Here is a 17,806-nt window from a genome sequence, read left to right on the forward strand (position 1 = left end):
AGTTACTCTGCTTGCATATCGGAAATGAGTCGTTATTAGACTCACTTCTTTAAACTATCTCTAATTTCTCTTAACAGCACAATATCTTCGGGTGTTGGGGGTGCCTCTTTTGGTTCTTCTGCTCTTATTTTGTTGATGATTTTGACCATCTGGAAGATCACAAATGCGAGTAAGATGAAATTAATCAGGATGGTGATGAAGTTGCCATAGGCAAAGATAGGGATGCCAGCCTTTTTGAGTGCATCAAAGGTTCTTGGTACGTTATCCGGTACTGTGCCAAGAACTATAAACAGGTTGGTAAAGTCAATCCTGCCCCCTAGTAGGGTAGAAATGAGGGGCATGACAATGTCATTGACCAGGGAATCGACGATTTTTCCGAAGGCGCCGCCAATGATGATACCGACCGCCAGGTCAACGACGTTGCCGCGGACCGCAAAGGCCCGGAATTCTTTCATCATCTTGGATGCCACAACTCTCTCCCTAAAAATCATGGGTTTGCTGGAAATTGACCCAAATTAAGCGGTCATTTGGCTTTTTACCTTAAAATTAGAGGTTTATGCAATTCACCCTTTAGAACCCCTTATTTGACTTAGGCACAAGGATAGATCGTACATGAGTGATACCCCAAAAATGGATAAAGACCGCCGTACTTGGCTGATTGCTACGACTGCTGTTGGTGGTTGCGGAGCCGCTGCTGTTGCATACCCATTTCTAGATAGTTTCCAACCATCTGAGCGTGCTAAGGCTGCTGGTGCCCCGGTTGAGGTCGATATCTCCGGCATGAAGCCCGATGAGATTCGGACGGTTGAGTGGCGCGGAAAGCCAGTTTGGGTCTTGCGCCGCACCCCAGAGCAAGTAGCTGAACTTCCTAAATTAGATGGCGAGCTGGCCGATCCCAAATCCTTGCGTGATCCCGCAGCTTTAACACCTCCTTATGCCCGCAATGACCACCGCTCGATTAAGCCTGAGTATTTTGTGGCAGTTGGTATTTGTTCACATTTAGGTTGCTCGCCAACAGCGAAGTTGCAAGCAGGCCCACAACCATCTTTGCCAAACGATTGGCCGGGCGGTTTCTTGTGCCCATGCCATGGTTCCACCTTTGACTTGGCTGGCCGTGTGTATAAGAACAAGCCTGCTCCAGATAACCTAGAAGTGCCTCCCCATATGTATTTGAGCGACACCAAGATTTTGATTGGTGAGGACAAGAAGTCGTAATTTATTTATCTAATTATTAGTTACTGATTTAGGAAACTAACCATGGCATTTCAAGAAATTAAAGTCCCAGAAAACGCCTCTGTTGCCCAAAAGGGCCTGGCCTGGGTGGATTCTCGCTTTCCATTGACTAAGCTCTTTAAAGAGCATATGAGCGAGTACTATGCTCCAAAGAACTTTAACTTCTGGTACTTCTTTGGCTCCTTAGCCATTGTGGTGTTGGTGATTCAGATTGTGACCGGTATTTTCCTCGTCATGAACTACAAACCCGATGCCATGAAAGCATTTGATTCGGTTGAGTACATCATGCGCGAGGTTCCCTGGGGTTGGCTGATTCGTTACATGCACTCGACTGGCGCTTCGATGTTCTTCGTAGTGGTCTACCTGCATATGTTCCGTGGCTTGATCTATGGTTCTTATCAAAAACCGCGTGAACTCATTTGGATCTTTGGTTGCACCATTTTCTTATTGCTCATGGCTGAGGCTTTCTTGGGATATCTCTTACCCTGGGGCCAAATGTCCTACTGGGGCGCTCAGGTGATTATTAATCTCTTTGCTGCTATTCCCTTAATTGGTCCAGACTTGGCTTTGTGGCTACGCGGTGATTATGTGGTGGGCGACGCAACTTTGAATCGCTTCTTCTCTTTGCACGTGATCGCTTTGCCATTAGTTCTAGTTGGCTTAGTTGCAGCTCATATCATTGCGCTACATGAAGTGGGCTCTAACAACCCTGACGGCATTGATATTAAGAACAACTTAGATGCCTCTGGTAAGCCAGTGGACGGCATTCCATTTCATCCTTACTACTCAGTGCATGACATTATGGGTCTCGGTGTGTTCCTCATGATCTTCGCCGCCATTGTGTTCTTTGCACCTGAGATGGGTGGTTACTTCTTAGAGGCGAACAATTTCATTCCGGCTGATCCTTTGCAAACGCCTTCGCACATTGCCCCGGTCTGGTATTTCACGCCGTTCTATTCAATGCTACGTGCCACCACCACACCATTCCTAATTCCTCTGTGGATTCTGTGTGCAGTGATTTTGGGGATGGTCATTAAGAACAACAAAGACATCCGGGTGAAAGCCGTTTGCGTTGGCATTTTGGCTGCTCTTGCGGTTGGTTTTTATGTGTTTGATGCGAAGTTCTGGGGCGTGGTCATCATGGGCGGTACGGTCGTGATCCTGTTCTTCTTGCCTTGGCTCGATAAATCCCCAGTGCGATCGATCCGTTATCGCCCAGATTTTCATAAATACATTTACGGCATTTTCATTGTGAGCTTTGTGATCTTGGGTTATCTCGGCATCAAGCCACCTTCACCACTTTTTGAGAAGATCTCGCAGGTATGTACGATTTACTATCTGGCATTTTTCTTTGCCATGCCTTGGTGGAGCAAGATGGGTAAATTTAAGCCTGTGCCCGATCGCGTGACCTTTGAGGCGCACTAATCCATAAGAACAATAGAAGATATTAGGAATCCAGATGAACCATTCTCTTTATATGATCGGTGCGCTTAAGAAGTTTGTTGTAGTGGGCTTAGGTAGCTTCATGGTGAGCGCTGCATTTGCGGCTGGCAGCGACTTTCCTCTTGATAGCGCTCCTAACCGTGTAAATAACAATGCCTCTTTGCAAAATGGTGCTAAGATTTTTGTGAACTACTGCTTGGGTTGCCATTCTGCAGTTAACCTTCGTTATAACCGTCTGCGTGATATCGGTCTGAGTGATCAGCAGATTAAAGACAACTTGATCTTGGGCGATCAAAAGGTGGGTGATCTGATGACCATCTCGATGACCCCTAAGGATGCTAAGGCTTGGTTTGGTAAGGTTCCACCTGATTTATCGGTTGAAGCCCGTGCCCGCGGTACCGATTGGCTATATACCTACTTCCGTACTTATTACAAGGATGACGAGAGCCCAACGGGCTGGAATAACATGGTCTATCCCAATGTTGGTATGCCCCATGTATTGTGGGAACTCCAGGGTGAGCGTATTGCTAAGTTTGAAGAGGTAAAAGATCCCAAGAATCCTGCCAAGACAACTAAAGTCTTCAAAGGATTTGAGCAAACCACCCCAGGATTAATGAAGCCCCAAGAATATGATGATAATATTGCGGACCTCGTTTCATTTATGTCTTGGATGGCTGAGCCTACTCAGTTACAACGTAAGCGGATCGGTGTCGTCGTCCTTCTATTCCTTGCAATCTTTACCTTGCTTGCATGGCGTCTGAACAAGGCGTACTGGAAAGACATTCGCTAAGAACTAACTTAGCGTATTTTGATTATTTGATTTGAAGGATATTTGCTTATGATGGTGTTGTACTCGGGTACCAATTGCCCATTCTCACAACGCTGCCGCCTGGTTCTCTTTGAGAAGGGTATGGATTTTGAGATTCGTGATGTAGATCTCTTCAATAAACCAGAAGATATCTCGGTCATGAACCCCTATGGCCAAGTTCCTATTTTGGTTGAGCGTGATCTGATTTTGTATGAGTCCAACATCATTAATGAGTACATTGATGAGCGCTTTCCTCATCCACAGTTAATGCCGCCCGATCCAGTGGCTCGTGCCCGTGCCCGCTTATTTCTGTTTAATTTTGAGAAAGAACTCTTTGTGCATGTGAGTGCGCTTGAGAACGAAAAGGGCAAGAGTGCTGAGAAGTTGCATGAGAAGGCCCGAATAGCAATTCGGGATCGGTTGACTCAATTAGCACCGGTATTTGTAAAGAACAAGTATATGTTGGGGGATGAGTTCTCGATGTTGGATGTGGCAATTGCTCCTCTGTTGTGGCGCCTAGAGCACTATGGTATTGATCTTTCCAGAAATGCTGCCCCACTCCTGAAATATGCTGAGCGCATTTTCAGTCGTCCTGCTTACATTGAGGCCTTGACCCCTTCTGAAAAGGTCATGCGTCGTTAATCGAAGCATCTATGTCGCTAGCTTAAAATAGTAATATGGCTAGCGAAACTCCAAGTACCAAACCCTATCTCATCCGTGCACTGCATCAGTGGTGTACGGATTTTGGTTTTACACCGTTCTTAGCCGTTTTTGTTGATGATCGGGTTGAAGTGCCCATGGAGTTTGTCAAAAATAACGAGATTGTTCTCAACATCTCTTCAGAGGCTTGCCATCAGCTGCATATTGAGAACGATTGGATCAGTTTTCAGGCAAGGTTTGGTGGTGTACCGAAGAAAGTATTAGTGCCGGTCACGCACGTATTAGCAATCTACGCCCGAGAAAACGGCCAAGGGATGTCCTTCCCCTTTGATCCCGAGACCAAGGGTCCAGTAGATAAGGGACTTGGTAACCAAGAAGCCACCAAGACCAAGAGCGAGCGCCCTGTTTTGAAGATTGTGAAGTAAGTTAAAATCCAGTTCTAGTAGGTCAATGCCCCATTAGCTCATCTGGTAGAGCAACTGATTTGTAATCAGTAGGTGGTCTGTTCGAGTCGGACATGGGGCACCAATCACCCTCTTGATCCTATCTTCATTGATTTAGATCTACTTTCCTTGTCTCTGGCAGATACAGTATTGCCAAAGTTGCTGCAATCGCTAGGAAAAGAGTTGGATACCAAAGCCCTGCAAGTTGACTCGCAAACTCTTTATTGAGCCAGGTCACAATCAACGGGAGCAATCCCCCGATCCAGCCGGCTGCTAGGTTGTGTGGCAAAGTTGCTGCGCTATTGCGTGTTCTCGCTGGAAACAGCTCCGCTAGAAGAGCCGTTTGAGGCCCCACAACTAATGAAAGCGGTATTGCCAGTGCAATTAAGGTTGCGCTCATTAGAAAATAATCAGGGGCACTTTGCATTGATAGGCTTTGCAGAAATTGATAGGCAGGCTGAATCAGGATTGTTCCAAGTAATAAGCCGCTAATCACGACTGGACGTCGACCAATTTTGTCGGAGAGCGCTCCCGCAATAATCACCATCGGAAAGAGAACGAGCGTTGCGGTGATAGTGAGGGTATCCACAATTTGCGAACTCATTTGCAAGGCGGATTTCATGAAGATACCGGTATAGACCTGCACACAGAAAAAGAGGACAGATCCGCCCGCTGAGATGCAGAAGAACAACAGAAACATTTGTTTACGCGTTTCTTTGTCTTTAAAGTTATCGCGCAGTGGTGATTTGGCTAGCTCGCCCTTAGCGAGCATCGCTTTAAAGATTGGCGTTTCCTCAAGGGTCATCCGAACCTTGAGGGCAACTAGCAGAAGAACAATGGAGAACCAGAAGGGCACCCGCCAGCCCCATTCTTTAAAACTCTCCGGATCTAAATAGTGATGGAGTAAGACCAATTGCAGGATGGAGGCCAGCATTCCAAGCGGACCCATGAGTTGTAAAACACTTGTCTTCAATCCCCGGTTGGTGCTTCCTGCATGCTCAGTTAAGTAGACCGCACTCCCGCCAATTTCTCCACCGGCAGATAGGCCTTGAAGAAGTCTTAGGGTTACCAAGCAAATGGGTGCCCAAATCCCAATTTGCTCATAGGTGGGTAAAAATCCCACGGCGAAAGTAGCTCCGCCCATTAAGGTGATCGTGATTAGAAAGACTGGCCGACGCCCAATCCGATCACCGAGAGAGCCAAAGAATGCTGCACCCAAGGGTCTAACCACCATCCCTGCCCCAAAGGTTGCAAGACTGGCTAAGAGGCCCGTCATGGGGTCGGAGCTTGGAAAAAAGAGTGGGGCAAAGGCCACTGCCAGGGTGGCAAAGGTGAGGAAGTCGTACCACTCTAGAAAGGTGCCAAAACAGGCAGCAGTGGCAATTTTGGGGTAAGAATGGTTGGTATTTGGGGGATTTTGCACAGTAGATTTATTATAAATAATTGATTTAATTGACTATTTTATTCAATACCCGAGTATTTTGTTGCATTGCACACATATTTATTGCGCAGCAGCAAATAATTGGGTATAGTTTCATGGTGCAGTGCAATATCAAACGAATTAATTAATTGGAGAGTACACCATGAATCAAGATCAAGTCGCAGCAAAATTGTCGCAAATCCAGAGCAAGAACCTCGAGACCGTATTTTCTTTGAGCGAAGCTGCTCTTGAGAATGCTCAGAAACTCGTTGAATTGAACTACGACGCTTCTAAAGCTGCGTTGTTAAATGCTCAAGAGAACATTCAGCAAGTATTGAGTGCAAAAGATCCAAAGCAAGTAACCGAACTTTTGCAAGCCGATACTTTGCAAGACGTTGGTAATCAAGCCATTGCTCATCAGCGCAAAGTAACCAAAGTATTGCGTGAGAGCGGTAAAGAGTTTGCTGATGTCGTAGAAGCTAGCATTGAGCAAGCTCAAGCTGGCATGCAAGACTGGGTAAATACCTTGGCTGCAAATGCACCCGCTGGTTCGGATGTTTTTGTATCTGCATTCAAAACCTCGATGAACTCAGTGATGCAAGGTATTGAGCAGTTCCGTGAAGCTAGCAAAGATGCATTGGCTACTGTTGAGAAATCAGCTGATCAAGCATTTGAAGCATTCCAAGGCCAATTGGCACAAGTTAAAAAAGCCGCCGCTCCTGCAAAGGCTCGTAAGGTTGCTTAATTAGCAATTCGTTGTTCTTGAAGACCCGCTCCGAGTGAGCGGGTTTTTATTTATGCTGAGTCATCATCTTGCGTGAGTAGATTGCTCGCAATCATCTTATTGGGCTTCACACCCAATTCTTTGACCTTCTCAGCAGCTTTAATTAGATTGCCTTTACCCGTTTTAAGTTTATTGAAAGCATCGTGATAACTCGATTGCGCTTGCTCTAGGCGCTTGCCGATTTGTTCAAGGTCCTCTACAAAGCCCACGAACTTGTCATAGAGGCTGGCGCACTGACGGGCAATCTCCATGGCATTTTTGTTCTGTTGATCCTGCCTCCACAAGTGGGCGACAGTCCGTAAAGTAGCCATTAGGGTGCTGGGGCATACCAAGACGATATTTTTACTAAGCGCCTCTTGGTAGAGATTAGGGGCAGACTTGAGAGCACTTAAAAAAGCCGGCTCAATGGGAATAAACATCAATACAAAATCCACGCTGGCGATATCCGCAATCCCAGCATAGTTCTTCCCAGACAAACCTTGAATATGTTGCCGAATTGATTGAATGTGGGCGAGTAGTTCCTTATCGGCTTCATCTGGACTGGCTGCCTCAGTATGTCTGGCATAGGCCGTAATTGATACTTTACTATCGATTACGAGGTGGCGACCCTCAGGTAACTTAATAATCACATCAGGCTGTAAGCGACTGCCATCCGCCTGCATATGGCTATCCTGAACCAGATACTCTTCTCCTTTACGTAAGCCCGAGGACTCCAGGATGGATTCCAGAACGAGCTCTCCCCAGTTCCCTTGAATCTTAGAGTCGCCCTTTAGTGCATTGGTAAGCGAGCGTGCCTCATCCGACATCTTGAGGTTGAGATTGGCTAGACGCTCAATTTCGTGCTTAAGTGCAAAGCGTTCCCTAGATTCTTTTTCGTAAGAGTTGCTCACTTGTTCCTTGAACTCGGTGAGCTTGGTTTGTAGGGGCTTTAGCAAAATATCGAGCTGCTGGGCATTTTGCTCCGTGAACTTCTTGGTTTTATCTTCCAAAATCTCATTGGCGAGATTCTTAAACTGATTGGTGAGCGCCTCTTTGGCCTCGTTTAATGAATCAATCCGATGTTGAACTTGCTTACGCTCTGAATCCAACTCAGCCTCTAGGCGAATGGCGCGCTGGAGGACTTGGTCACGCTCAACCCTAATTTGCTCTAACTGGGCAGTTACCTCAGTAATAGTAGCCTGTTGTTGATTCTGATTGGATCGAAGAATGGCAACATACATTCCAAGCCCGATGGAAATGCCAAGGGCAACAATGGTAATCAGGGTAGGAAGGTCTGTCATGGGCTTAGTCTACTGCAGACCAAGCCCACCGAGTGAGCTTTTGAGGAGGGGGCTTGCGATCAAAGACCGAGGAGTTTTTTGAGTTCGCCGCTTTGGTACATCTCGGTCATGATGTCTGAACCACCAATGAACTCGCCATTGACATAAAGCTGAGGAATGGTTGGCCAGTTTGCATACTCTTTAATACCTTGGCGAATGGCTTCATCATCAAAGACATTGACGGTATGCAAGGTCTCTAGGCCACAGGCACGCAAGATATTCACGGCGTTACCCGAGAAGCCGCATTGTGGGAACTGTGCGGTACCCTTCATAAATAGAACCACGGGATGGCTGGTCACAATTTCTTTGATCTTGGTTTGGGTATCACTCATGGTGATGAAATCCTTTCATAAACGAACTGGGTTTGCTTCAATTTTTACTTGATAGCTATTTTATGACCGATTAAAAAGTAGGGTCTTATTTTCTGGCCTGCGTGACTCGTAAATGCCCCGCTAGATCAGTAATGGTAGCAATTTCATGAAATGCACGCTTCTCTAGGAGCGTAGCAACCGCAGCCGCCTGATCATAGCCATGCTCGATGGCAATCAGGCCACCAGGCTTTAAGTAATGCTGGGCGTGATTCACAATCTCCCGAATGCACGACAGGCCATCGCCATCATCGGTGAGAGCTGCTTTGGGCTCAAAGCATAGATCGCCCTCTTGCAAATGGGGGTCGTCCTTTTGAATGTAGGGAGGATTACTGACGATCACATCAAATGCGGTTTGGTATCGATCGGGTATCGCGTCATACCAATTGCTTTGCAAAAACTCGACCATATGATTAAGCCCTAAGGTTTTGGCATTCTCGCGCGCGAGTTCAATCGCATCACTCGATTGATCAATCCCCAGAATGCTTAGATTGATCGGCGTTTTGCTGATAGCGCATTCATGGGCAATCGCTAGAGCAATCGCTCCGGAGCCTGTCCCCAAATCCAGAATCTGAATGGTTTGATTGGGGTGGTTCGCATGAATATGCTTTATTTCTTCTAGAGCAAGATCGACCAAGAGTTCGGTCTCGGGGCGGGGGATCAATACCGACTCATTGACCTTGAGCTCAATTCCATGAAAACCCTTCACTCCTGTGAGATAGGCCACGGGCACCCCAGACGCGCGCTGGGCTTCTAGCGATTTCCAGGCGATGAGAAGTTCATTTGGGAGGGGTTCTTGATCTTTAGAAATCAGAGCCGAACGTGGCCAACCCAGATGCCTATCCAGTAAATGCCCCAGCAAGGACTTGGCATCGGTTTTATTAAGTGGGGTACTCTTGAGGAGAGTAGCAATCGTGTTGGCCATGATGCGGATTACGCATCGCCCATGGCGGCTAAGAGTTCAGCTTGATGTTCTGCTGCCAGGGCATTTAATAGATCGCCAATATCGCCATCCATCATGGCATCAATTTTGTAGAGGGTTAGGTTGATACGGTGATCGGTAATTCGACCTTGGGGAAAGTTGTAGGTGCGAATCCGGTCACTGCGATCGCCACTACCCACTAAGGATTTACGGGTTTGGGCTTGTTCTTGCTGCTGCGCATATCGTTGGGCATCCATGATGCGTGAGACTAAGACCTTCATGGCTTGATCTTTATTGCGATGTTGGCTGCGATCGTCTTGGCACTCCACCACTATTCCAGTAGGAAGGTGAGTGATCCGCACTGCAGAGTCGGTTTTATTGATGTGTTGTCCACCAGCACCCGAGGCCCGAAAGGTGTCGATGCGGATCTCTGCTGGATTAATTTTGACGCTCTCGATTTCATCGACTTCGGGCATCACTGCAACCGTACAAGCCGATGTATGAATCCGTCCTTGAGTCTCAGTTTGCGGGACGCGCTGTACCCGATGACCACCAGACTCAAACTTCATCTTGGCGTAGACATCATTGCCCGCTAAGCGCACGATCACCTCTTTATAGCCCCCGAGATCCGACTCGGCTTGACTAACAATCTCAGTTTTCCAGCCCTGACGCTCGGCGTAGCGGGTATACATGCGTAGTAGATCAGCTGCAAACAAAGCACTTTCATCACCGCCAGTGCCCGCTCGGATCTCTAAAAAGATATTGCGCCCATCGTCTTCATCTTTGGGTAGTAAAAGGGTTTGTAGGCTTTTCTCAAGATCGGCCATCCGTGCTTGTGCATCTTTTTCTTCTTCGTCGGCAAAGTCCTTCATTTCTGGGTCAAGGCGCATTTCGCTAGCAGCCTTTGCATCCGCCTCTGCTTTTTTGTAAAGCCCAAACTGCTCCACCACCGTTGAAATATCAGCATGCTCACGCGTGAGTTTGCGATAGACATCCATATCCTTGGCGGAGTCTTCTTGCATCAAAATGGTATTGAGTTCAGCCAAACGGGCATCCAGATGCTCCAGCTTGGCACGCATGCTGGGTTTCATCTAATGGCTATCGGAAGAATTATTTTTATCGCTGGAGTGAGTGGCAAATAACTTGGGTAGTAATTTCAGTAAAGCGTCACGCTCCGAACCACTAGCGTGTTGTAGGGCGTGTAAGGAGCCATGCAAGAACTTATTAGTAAGACCCTGGGCCATGGCATTGAGAACCTCTTGCGGGTCCTCGCCGCGAACTAAGCGTTTAAGTGCGCGCTCTAGCTCAATTTGTCGTAGGCGATCACCTTGTAGTTGAAGATCTTGGATTAACGGTACGGCATTACGGCCTTGTAGCCAGTGCATGAAATTACTCACACGCTCTTCAATAATGATCTCGGCCTGGCTTACTGCGGCTTGACGTAAATTGGCACCGGCTTGGGCCATAGTGCCTAAGTCATCCACCGTATAGAGATACACATCATTTAATCGGGCGATCTCGGGCTCAAAGTCGCGTGGTACGGCCAGATCAATCATCACCATGGGCTTGCGTCGTCTAAGCTTTAGGGCACTTTCCACCATCCCCAAGCCAATAATGGGTAGCGGGCTAGCGGTCGACGAGACAATGATGTCAAACTCATGAAGACGTGTGGGAAGGTCATTGAGACGAAAGGACTCCGCTTCGATGTTTTGGGCTGAGATTGAGTCCGCCAGTTCTTGTCCACGCTCTACAGTACGATTTGCAATCGCTGCACCACGGGGCTTGCGAGCCACGAAGTGGGTAGCACAGAGGGTGATCATTTCACCGGCACCAATGAAGAGAATTTTCTGTTCACCAATCGATGCAAAGATGCGTTCGGCTAAGCGAACCGATGCAGCAGCCATCGAAATGGAATGGGCACCGATTTCAGTTGAGCCACGAACCTCCTTCGCAACGGAAAAGGTTTTCTGAAAGAGTTGATTGAGATAGGTTCCTAAAGCGCCAGCCTCATTGGCGGTGCGAACCGCATCTTTCATTTGACCCAAGATTTGAGTCTCACCAATCACCATTGAATCCAAACCACAAGCGACCCGAAATGCATGACGCACGGCATCGGATTGCGGCAGGGTATAGATATGGGGTTGTAAAACGCTGGGTGCCAAATTTTGGCTTTTGGCTAACCAGTCAAACGTTGCCTCATGAAACTCACCCTCAGAGGCAGGATCATTGGCCGCGCAATAGAGTTCGGTACGATTGCAGGTCGACAGAATGGTTGCCTCAGGCATGCCGCCACGATTAACGCCACCCAAATGGGAGCGTAGGTCGGATAATGCGTCAAGCAGACCCTCGGGATCAAAAGCCACTTTTTCCCGAACGGCAACTGGCGCTGTGTGATGGTTAATACCCAAAGTCAACAGCTTCATATTGATAATTATAGGTTTCTTGGGGCTAATAGGGGCGTTTTGAATGGGGTTTTTGGCTTATTTACTACTCGGAAGCCTGATGGGCTGGGCTGCTGCCCATTATTTTCCTGGGTTTTCCCCTAGAAATAAGGGCGCTAAACGAGCCAAGCGAAGCAAAGCTACTTACCTTTGGAGCATGTCCCTGGGGATTCTTGGGACTGCCTTTGCAAGTTTTGGAGGCCAAGCTGCGGGGCTATTTACTGCTGGGCAAATGCTCGAGTGGGGCAGTGCGATTGTGGGGGGATTTTTATTGCCCCAAGTCTACCTATTGTCCCTGCGAGCTTAATTTGAACTCTTGTTGACCGAACTTTGTCCAAGCAATTGGACTTTTCTGATGAGTTATTAAATACGCGTTTGCCTTCGTAAAGTGCCCGCAACTTTTTTGGTCACCTGGGTAAATAAATGGTTGTGCCGTTTTATACACCCCAAGGCCTGAGGGGTGGGAAGATTTCAGGATGAGGTGTTCGTTGGGATTGTGAATATATTCCTCCATAGACTGCGCATGGCCACCCCAAAGCATCCAAACGAGATTAGGTTGTTGCGAGAGTTTTTGAATGATCTCAATCACAAAAGGTTTCCACCCTAATTGCGCATGCGAGTTTGCTTCACTGAGACGAACTGAGAGGGCGGTGTTTAATAACAATACCCCTTGCTTTGCCCAGTGGGTTAAATCGCCATTGCTGAGAGATCCCAATCCCTCAAGCATTAATGCTTTATTGATATTGCGCAGTGAGCTAGGAAATTGTTTGGATTGCAGCTGAATATCCTTGGGGACTGAGAATGCTAAGCCTTGCGCCAGTCCCGGTGAGTGATAGGGGTCTTGTCCCAAAATGACAACCTTTACTTGATTGACCGGTGTGAGATGCAAAGCATTGAAGATCTGCTCTCGATCGGGACGAATCGCATCGCCGTGTTGTTGGTATTCGATAGCAAACTTTTTAGATAGGGAGTGCCAATCACTTGATTGCAGATAGTCATTTAATAGCAGCCGCCAATCATCAGGGATGAACTGCTTTAGATCCATGCTGATGGAGCAATACTATTTTTTAGGCTGCTTGAGCTCATATTGAGCTGGACAGTCGAGCTTTAAGGCAACGCTAGTTTGATGCTCTTGATCTTGTCGGAAGTAATGGAAAGCGATTTTCTTGCTGCTCACAAGACTTCCGAGTACTTGATCGATCCTCGCGCTGGTGATGCGTTGCTGATTAATGCTACCAATCAGATCGTTTGGGGCCAGCCCTGCCTGCTGGGCAATGCCACCATCAAGCACATGCGTTACCTTGATCCAGCCGTTGCTATCGGTATAGCGCATCCCAAGGGCTAGTTTGATGGATTCAGTAAAGTTCGCTTGCTTTTGTGCCACTTCGATATTAGCAATCTGAGGTAACCAAATTTGCAAGGGTAGATCTTCTGTGCCATCAATGAAGTCGCGCTTAAAGCGTTGCCAAGTTTTATTAAAGCCAATCCCAATCGTTGAGCTAATGGCTAGATCTAGGGCATATTGATTAATTCCAATCCCAGTTTTGCCATGTTCTTTCCATAAAAAGCGCATGACATCATCCAGTGAGTGTTGATGGATTGAGTGCTGCCGAATTAAAAGATCCAGACCTAGGGCAATGAGTGATCCTTTGGCGTAGTAACTCACTACTGAATTAGGCGTATTCTCATCCATCTGGTAATACTTGGTCCAAGCATCAAAGGAGCTATCGGCAACGCTTTGTTTGGTTCTGCCAGGATTTCGCAATACCCCGTTCCAATTGTTAGCCACTAGCTCCAAGTAGCGCTCCATGTTGATGCACCCACTACGTATGAGTTGGAGATCGTCGTAGTAACTGGTAAATCCTTCAAAGAGCCACAACAGTCGGGTGTGGTTGCGTTCATTTAAGCGATAGGGTTGAAAGGCTTTCGCCTGAATTCGTTTGACGAGCCAGGCATGAAAATACTCATGACTACAGAGTCCTAAAAACTCTTCATACGATTTTTTAGGCCTTTGAGTGCTGTGATCACCGTAAGGTAATTGATCGCGTTTACACAATAGTGCCGTGCTGTCGCGATGCTCGAGTCCGCCATAGCCATCGAGGGGCGCATTGACGATGAATAGATATTGCTTAAATGGGGCTTTGGGCTTGCGAGGCTCAAATAAACGAATCGTGGCATCACAGATTCCTTGGAGATCATTTGCAAGTTGTTTTCGATCGAGTAATTGTGATTGCTCGCTCGTTAATCCCTGAATGACCATGCGGTGAGGGGTGCCAAAGGATTGCCACTCAATCGTCTCGAACTGTCCGAGCGCGACCGGATGATCAATCAAATCTGCATAATCTTTGGCCATATAAAAGCCAAAACTGCTTGCATCGGTCTTCACCTGGCGAAGCGTCGTTTGTACTTGCCATTGCTTGTTAGTCTGATTATGTGGCGGGGCAATAGCCAGTGAACAGGGTAAATGGGCCTGACCTTCGACGGCGAGACAGAGACTGGTGGGATTAAAGAAGCCACGATCCTGATCTAAATAAGCCGTGCGTACCGATTGATCAAAGGCATATACCGTAGTAACAATCTCGCAAGACCCAGTTCCTTTGGGGATACGCCAGCGATCATTATCGAGACGCTCTAGGGCAATCTTTTTCTTTACTTCGGTTTGATTTCTGGGGAGAGTAAAGGCGGCGATCGACTCAATATGCTTACTAAAGTCCCGAATTAAATAACTACCTGGAATCCATGCGGGCATATGCACAACTTGCCCTTGAGGATTTGGATGGTGAATCACGAGCGAAACGGTAAAGCGATGACCATGTAGATCATCAGGCCATACCGTGTATTGAACTACAGGTGTGGAATCCAAAGCCATCATGAATTATTTCAAAGAGGCGAGCTTCTTCTCGATATCAGAGAGCTGCACAGCTCCTGGGAAGCGACTGCCATCGGTAAAGAAAATGGTGGGCGTGCCATTGATTCCATAGGTCTTGGCAATGGCCATATTTTTATCAATTGGATTGGTGCAATCCGATTTGCCACTTGGGGTGATGTTGCTCAGCATCCAATCGTTCCAAGCCTTTTGTTGATCGGCTGCGCACCAAATTTGTTTTGATTTGAGTGCCGAGTCCGCCGAGAGAATTGGAATCAAATAGTTGTAGATAGTGACATTATCGAGTTGTTGCAAGCTTCGCTCTAGCCGTTTGCAGTAACCACAGTTGGGATCCGAGAACACGGCAATTTGACGGCTACCATTACCACGTACGATTTTGATCGCGTTAGCCTGGGGAAGCTCTGACCATTTGATTCGATTGATATCCTCTTGACGCTTGGCGGTTAAGTTGGCGCCCGATGCGAGCTCAATCATTTCCCCCTGAATCAAATACTTGGCACTGCTATCGGTATAGAAAATCTCTTGATTGATCTGGACCTCAAATAAACCTGGAATAGGCGATGGCGTAATGTTGCGAACGTTTGCTGAGGTGCCTAAGCGCTTTTGCAACTCGGCGCGAACTTGTCTTTCTGACATGGCATCGACTGAGCCAAAAAAGCCGACCAAGACGATCACCAGACCTAAATGCTGAATCAATTTACCCATGCAACTGTTCTCCTAGTGCGCGCTCAATCAGTTGGCGCTTGATGATATGACTTCGATTAACCATTCCTAAGCCCCAGTTTCGTAATCCCTTTTCGATTGGGCTTTGTGCTGCAAACAGTTTCTTTAAGCGATCCGTCAGCCATAAAAGTGAGGTGGTATCTCCTTCGCGCTCGCGCTCATAGCGACGCAGCAAAATGCGATCATCTACTTCCCGATAGGACTCTTTGTGCTTCATGATGTGAAGCAGGCTTGCCACATCCCGTAAGCCTAGATTGAGGCCTTGACCAGCCAATGGGTGCATGACGTGTGCAGAATCACCAACCAAGATTAATTTAGGATCGTAGTCTGGGCCAATCAGGCGATGCGCTTTGATGCGTCGCAGAGGAAAGCTTGCTGGTGTGGATTGCAGTTGCAGCTCACCGAGTTGATCATGAACTTCCACACCAAATTGGTTTGACCATGTCTGGCTATCCAGTTGTAATAAATAGTCGGCATGCTCATTTTGTGTTGACCATACCATTGAAACCTGTTGCTGGGGTAATGGCAGCATGGCTAAGATATCGCCATTGGGCAAGAACCATTGGTAGGCGGTCTCGCGATGGGCAATCGAGCAGGTAAAGTTGGCAACCACTGCGTGCTGATCATAGGAGTGTTGATCGATTTCAATTCCAACTGACTGGCGTAGAGGGGAGTTCGCACCATCGGCTGCGATCACCAGTTTGGCTTGGATGGTTTGACCATTGCTCAATGAAAGCGTTGGAGAAGTATTGGGCTCAAACCGAACCTCGTCAACACTGGCCTCAATGCTTTGTAGATTCTTACTGAACCGCATCGCTTGGGTTAGCGTGGCTTCAATCAAATCAGATTCAGCAATCCAGGCAAGTTCCGGTCGACCAGCCTCAAAGGCCGAGAAATGCAGTTGATCATGCTTTTGCCCACGATCGCCATAGATTCGCATATCGCGCACTACTTGAATGCGATTCTGGTCTAAGCCATCCCAAATGTTTAGTTCGGATAAAAGATGTTTGGTACTCGGTGAGAGCGCATAGATTCGCTGCCCAAAGGAAGGCTCAAGCGCAATTGTCTGATGCAAATCGGGTGCAATTTGAATCACCGAGTAGCCCAGTTGAGCCATGGCAAGTGCACTTGCCTTACCCACAATACCACCCCCAACGACCGCAAAGTCGGATTGGGTATTGGTGTGTTGGGCAGAATTGGATGTACTTTGGGAACGCATACCAAGATGATAGCGAATCAAGCGCATTTACAATGGGAGCATGTCACTCAAATGCGGAATCGTTGGCCTGCCGAATGTAGGCAAATCCACCCTGTTTAATGCCCTCACCAAGGCAGGTATTGCAGCCGAAAATTATCCCTTTTGCACGATTGAGCCCAATGTGGGCATGGTCGAGGTCCCAGATCCCCGTTTGGCTGCCTTAGCGCAGATTGTGACTCCTGAGCGAATCGTGCCCGCCACGGTCGAGTTTGTCGATATTGCTGGATTGGTAGCTGGCGCCTCCAAAGGAGAGGGGCTTGGAAATCAATTTTTGGCCAATATTCGGGAGACCGATGCGATTACCCACGTTGTGCGTTGCTTTGAGGATGCCAATGTGGTTCATGTGAGTGGCAAAGTCGACCCGATTGCAGACATTGGAGTGATTGATACCGAATTAGCTCTGGCAGATTTGGGTACGGTTGAGAAAGCCCTGCAGCGTTACTCGAAGGCAGCTAAATCGGGTAACGATAAAGAGGCCGCAGCCTTGGTTGCGGTACTCACCAAGGTTCAAGCACAGTTAGATCAAGCCTTGCCGGTAAGGGCCATGAGCCTTAGTAAGGAAGAGTTAGTTCTTCTTAAACCTTTTTGCTTAATTACAGCAAAACCGGCGATGTATGTCGCGAATGTGAAAGAAGATGGGTTTGAGAACAATCCCCATCTTGAGGCGGTTAAGGAGCATGCTGCTAAAGAGAATGCGCCAGTCGTTGCGGTATGCGCAGCCATTGAAGCTGAGATTGCTGATTTAGAGGATGCTGACAAGGCCGAGTTCTTGGCTGATCTGGGGATGAGCGAACCAGGTCTTAATCGAGTAATTCGGGCGGGCTATAGCTTATTGGGTTTACAAACTTACTTCACAGCGGGCGTGAAAGAGGTGCGTGCTTGGACCATACATATTGGCGATACGGCGCCTCAGGCTGCTGGCGTGATTCATACGGATTTCGAACGCGGCTTTATTCGAGCACAAACGATTGCGTATGACGATTACATTCAATACAAAGGTGAGCAGGGCGCAAAGGAAGCGGGTAAGATGCGCGCCGAAGGTAAGGAATACATCGTCAAGGATGGCGATGTCTTGAACTTTTTATTTAACGTCTAAG

The 17,806-nt window shown here is 47.6% G+C and carries 19 protein-coding genes and 1 tRNA gene; 9 read left to right on the forward strand and 11 right to left on the reverse strand.

Features of this window, described 5'->3' with window-relative positions; genetic code table 11:
- Positions 1 to 41: 41 nt before the first annotated feature.
- The gene (gene mscL, locus QUE62_RS00610; RefSeq protein ID WP_286224685.1) at positions 42 to 458 is read right to left on the reverse strand and encodes a large conductance mechanosensitive channel protein MscL; all 417 of its coding nucleotides are present in this window, start codon (positions 456 to 458) and stop codon (positions 42 to 44) included.
- Positions 459 to 612: 154 nt separating this feature from the next.
- On the opposite strand from mscL, the gene petA reads away from it, so the two are divergent.
- The 6 genes from petA to QUE62_RS00640 all read left to right on the forward strand — a co-directional run bounded on the left by petA (position 613) and on the right by QUE62_RS00640 (position 4,672).
- Entirely contained in the window at positions 613 to 1,215 is a 603-nt protein-coding gene (gene petA / locus QUE62_RS00615; RefSeq protein WP_286223824.1) for a ubiquinol-cytochrome c reductase iron-sulfur subunit, read from the forward strand.
- Between the two features lie 42 nt (positions 1,216 to 1,257).
- Entirely contained in the window at positions 1,258 to 2,658 is a 1,401-nt protein-coding gene (locus QUE62_RS00620; RefSeq protein ID WP_286223825.1) for a cytochrome b, read from the forward strand.
- A 52-nt stretch (positions 2,659 to 2,710) separates the two neighbouring features.
- Positions 2,711 to 3,466, forward strand: a complete 756-nt coding sequence (locus tag QUE62_RS00625) for a cytochrome c1 (protein WP_458574830.1) — start codon at positions 2,711 to 2,713, stop codon at positions 3,464 to 3,466.
- Between the two features lie 48 nt (positions 3,467 to 3,514).
- The gene (locus tag QUE62_RS00630; RefSeq protein ID WP_108507650.1) at positions 3,515 to 4,126 is read left to right on the forward strand and encodes a glutathione S-transferase N-terminal domain-containing protein; all 612 of its coding nucleotides are present in this window, start codon (positions 3,515 to 3,517) and stop codon (positions 4,124 to 4,126) included.
- Positions 4,127 to 4,161: 35 nt separating this feature from the next.
- Entirely contained in the window at positions 4,162 to 4,569 is a 408-nt protein-coding gene (locus tag QUE62_RS00635) for a ClpXP protease specificity-enhancing factor (RefSeq protein ID WP_286223826.1), read from the forward strand.
- A gap of 27 nt (positions 4,570 to 4,596) precedes the next feature.
- Positions 4,597 to 4,672 (forward strand) — tRNA-Thr (locus QUE62_RS00640).
- Positions 4,673 to 4,693: 21 nt separating this feature from the next.
- Here the strand turns inward: QUE62_RS00640 and QUE62_RS00645 are convergent.
- A complete protein-coding gene (locus QUE62_RS00645; RefSeq protein WP_286223827.1) occupies positions 4,694 to 6,010 on the reverse strand; it encodes an MFS transporter in 1,317 nt (438 codons plus the stop codon).
- Positions 6,011 to 6,170: 160 nt separating this feature from the next.
- On the opposite strand from QUE62_RS00645, the gene QUE62_RS00650 reads away from it, so the two are divergent.
- Complete coding sequence (locus QUE62_RS00650; protein WP_286226869.1) at positions 6,171 to 6,752, forward strand: phasin family protein; 582 nt, start codon at positions 6,171 to 6,173, stop codon at positions 6,750 to 6,752.
- A gap of 50 nt (positions 6,753 to 6,802) precedes the next feature.
- Here the strand turns inward: QUE62_RS00650 and QUE62_RS00655 are convergent, their stop codons facing one another.
- From QUE62_RS00655 to hemA, 5 genes are all read right to left on the reverse strand, one after another.
- Positions 6,803 to 8,071, reverse strand: coding sequence for a DNA recombination protein RmuC (locus tag QUE62_RS00655; protein WP_286226870.1), 1,269 nt, complete (start codon positions 8,069 to 8,071; stop codon positions 6,803 to 6,805).
- Positions 8,072 to 8,130: 59 nt separating this feature from the next.
- Entirely contained in the window at positions 8,131 to 8,442 is a 312-nt protein-coding gene (gene grxD / locus QUE62_RS00660; protein WP_286226871.1) for a Grx4 family monothiol glutaredoxin, read from the reverse strand.
- 85 nt (positions 8,443 to 8,527) lie between these two features.
- Positions 8,528 to 9,403 (reverse strand): peptide chain release factor N(5)-glutamine methyltransferase, encoded by an 876-nt coding sequence (gene prmC / locus QUE62_RS00665; protein ID WP_286226872.1) that lies wholly within the window; start codon positions 9,401 to 9,403, stop codon positions 8,528 to 8,530.
- A gap of 8 nt (positions 9,404 to 9,411) precedes the next feature.
- Entirely contained in the window at positions 9,412 to 10,491 is a 1,080-nt protein-coding gene (prfA, locus tag QUE62_RS00670) for a peptide chain release factor 1 (RefSeq protein ID WP_286223831.1), read from the reverse strand.
- Positions 10,492 to 11,823, reverse strand: coding sequence for a glutamyl-tRNA reductase (gene hemA / locus QUE62_RS00675; protein WP_286223832.1), 1,332 nt, complete (start codon positions 11,821 to 11,823; stop codon positions 10,492 to 10,494).
- A 175-nt stretch (positions 11,824 to 11,998) separates the two neighbouring features.
- Here hemA and QUE62_RS00680 point away from each other — a divergent pair, with 175 nt between their 5' ends.
- Positions 11,999 to 12,148 carry a hypothetical protein gene (locus tag QUE62_RS00680; protein ID WP_286261680.1) on the forward strand — a complete coding sequence of 50 codons (150 nt, stop codon included), beginning with the start codon at positions 11,999 to 12,001 and terminating at the stop codon, positions 12,146 to 12,148.
- On the opposite strand, the gene QUE62_RS00685 is transcribed toward QUE62_RS00680, so the two are convergent.
- Genes QUE62_RS00685 through QUE62_RS00700 form a run of 4 tightly spaced genes read right to left on the reverse strand, consistent with a single transcriptional unit; the run spans position 12,128 to position 16,670 of the window.
- On the reverse strand, positions 12,128 to 12,886 hold the full coding sequence (locus QUE62_RS00685; RefSeq protein ID WP_286261683.1) for a uracil-DNA glycosylase: 759 nt from the start codon (positions 12,884 to 12,886) through the stop codon (positions 12,128 to 12,130). The genes QUE62_RS00680 and QUE62_RS00685 overlap by 21 nt on opposite strands.
- A 15-nt stretch (positions 12,887 to 12,901) precedes the next feature.
- Positions 12,902 to 14,713, reverse strand: coding sequence for a M61 family metallopeptidase (locus tag QUE62_RS00690; RefSeq protein ID WP_286261684.1), 1,812 nt, complete (start codon positions 14,711 to 14,713; stop codon positions 12,902 to 12,904).
- A 3-nt stretch (positions 14,714 to 14,716) separates the two neighbouring features.
- Complete coding sequence (locus tag QUE62_RS00695) at positions 14,717 to 15,433, reverse strand: DsbC family protein (protein WP_286225486.1); 717 nt, start codon at positions 15,431 to 15,433, stop codon at positions 14,717 to 14,719.
- Positions 15,426 to 16,670, reverse strand: a complete 1,245-nt coding sequence (locus QUE62_RS00700) for an FAD-dependent monooxygenase (protein ID WP_286261686.1) — start codon at positions 16,668 to 16,670, stop codon at positions 15,426 to 15,428. The genes QUE62_RS00695 and QUE62_RS00700 overlap by 8 nt, the downstream gene beginning before the upstream one ends.
- Positions 16,671 to 16,710: 40 nt before the next feature.
- Between QUE62_RS00700 and ychF the strand changes: the two genes are divergently transcribed.
- Entirely contained in the window at positions 16,711 to 17,805 is a 1,095-nt protein-coding gene (ychF, locus tag QUE62_RS00705) for a redox-regulated ATPase YchF (protein ID WP_286226877.1), read from the forward strand.
- Position 17,806 lies beyond the last annotated feature (1 nt).

It is taken from the genome of Polynucleobacter sp. HIN9, assembly GCF_030297635.1.
Classification (GTDB): domain Bacteria; phylum Pseudomonadota; class Gammaproteobacteria; order Burkholderiales; family Burkholderiaceae; genus Polynucleobacter.

Bases quoted from the DNA above. Each gene is read 5' to 3' on its own strand.
- mscL (WP_286224685.1), bottom strand. From the start codon at position 458: ATGATGAAAGAATTCCGGGCCTTTGCGGTCCGCGGCAACGTCGTTGAC.
- petA (WP_286223824.1), top strand. From the start codon at position 613: ATGAGTGATACCCCAAAAATGGATAAAGACCGCCGTACTTGGCTGATT.
- QUE62_RS00620 (WP_286223825.1), top strand. From the start codon at position 1,258: ATGGCATTTCAAGAAATTAAAGTCCCAGAAAACGCCTCTGTTGCCCAA.
- QUE62_RS00625 (WP_458574830.1), top strand. From the start codon at position 2,711: ATGATCGGTGCGCTTAAGAAGTTTGTTGTAGTGGGCTTAGGTAGCTTC.
- QUE62_RS00630 (WP_108507650.1), top strand. From the start codon at position 3,515: ATGATGGTGTTGTACTCGGGTACCAATTGCCCATTCTCACAACGCTGC.
- QUE62_RS00635 (WP_286223826.1), top strand. From the start codon at position 4,162: ATGGCTAGCGAAACTCCAAGTACCAAACCCTATCTCATCCGTGCACTG.
- QUE62_RS00650 (WP_286226869.1), top strand. From the start codon at position 6,171: ATGAATCAAGATCAAGTCGCAGCAAAATTGTCGCAAATCCAGAGCAAG.
- QUE62_RS00655 (WP_286226870.1), bottom strand. From the start codon at position 8,071: ATGACAGACCTTCCTACCCTGATTACCATTGTTGCCCTTGGCATTTCC.
- grxD (WP_286226871.1), bottom strand. From the start codon at position 8,442: ATGAGTGATACCCAAACCAAGATCAAAGAAATTGTGACCAGCCATCCC.
- prmC (WP_286226872.1), bottom strand. From the start codon at position 9,403: ATGGCCAACACGATTGCTACTCTCCTCAAGAGTACCCCACTTAATAAA.
- prfA (WP_286223831.1), bottom strand. From the start codon at position 10,491: ATGAAACCCAGCATGCGTGCCAAGCTGGAGCATCTGGATGCCCGTTTG.
- hemA (WP_286223832.1), bottom strand. From the start codon at position 11,823: ATGAAGCTGTTGACTTTGGGTATTAACCATCACACAGCGCCAGTTGCC.
- QUE62_RS00680 (WP_286261680.1), top strand. From the start codon at position 11,999: ATGTCCCTGGGGATTCTTGGGACTGCCTTTGCAAGTTTTGGAGGCCAA.
- QUE62_RS00685 (WP_286261683.1), bottom strand. From the start codon at position 12,886: ATGGATCTAAAGCAGTTCATCCCTGATGATTGGCGGCTGCTATTAAAT.
- QUE62_RS00690 (WP_286261684.1), bottom strand. From the start codon at position 14,713: ATGATGGCTTTGGATTCCACACCTGTAGTTCAATACACGGTATGGCCT.
- QUE62_RS00695 (WP_286225486.1), bottom strand. From the start codon at position 15,433: ATGGGTAAATTGATTCAGCATTTAGGTCTGGTGATCGTCTTGGTCGGC.
- QUE62_RS00700 (WP_286261686.1), bottom strand. From the start codon at position 16,670: ATGCGTTCCCAAAGTACATCCAATTCTGCCCAACACACCAATACCCAA.
- ychF (WP_286226877.1), top strand. From the start codon at position 16,711: ATGTCACTCAAATGCGGAATCGTTGGCCTGCCGAATGTAGGCAAATCC.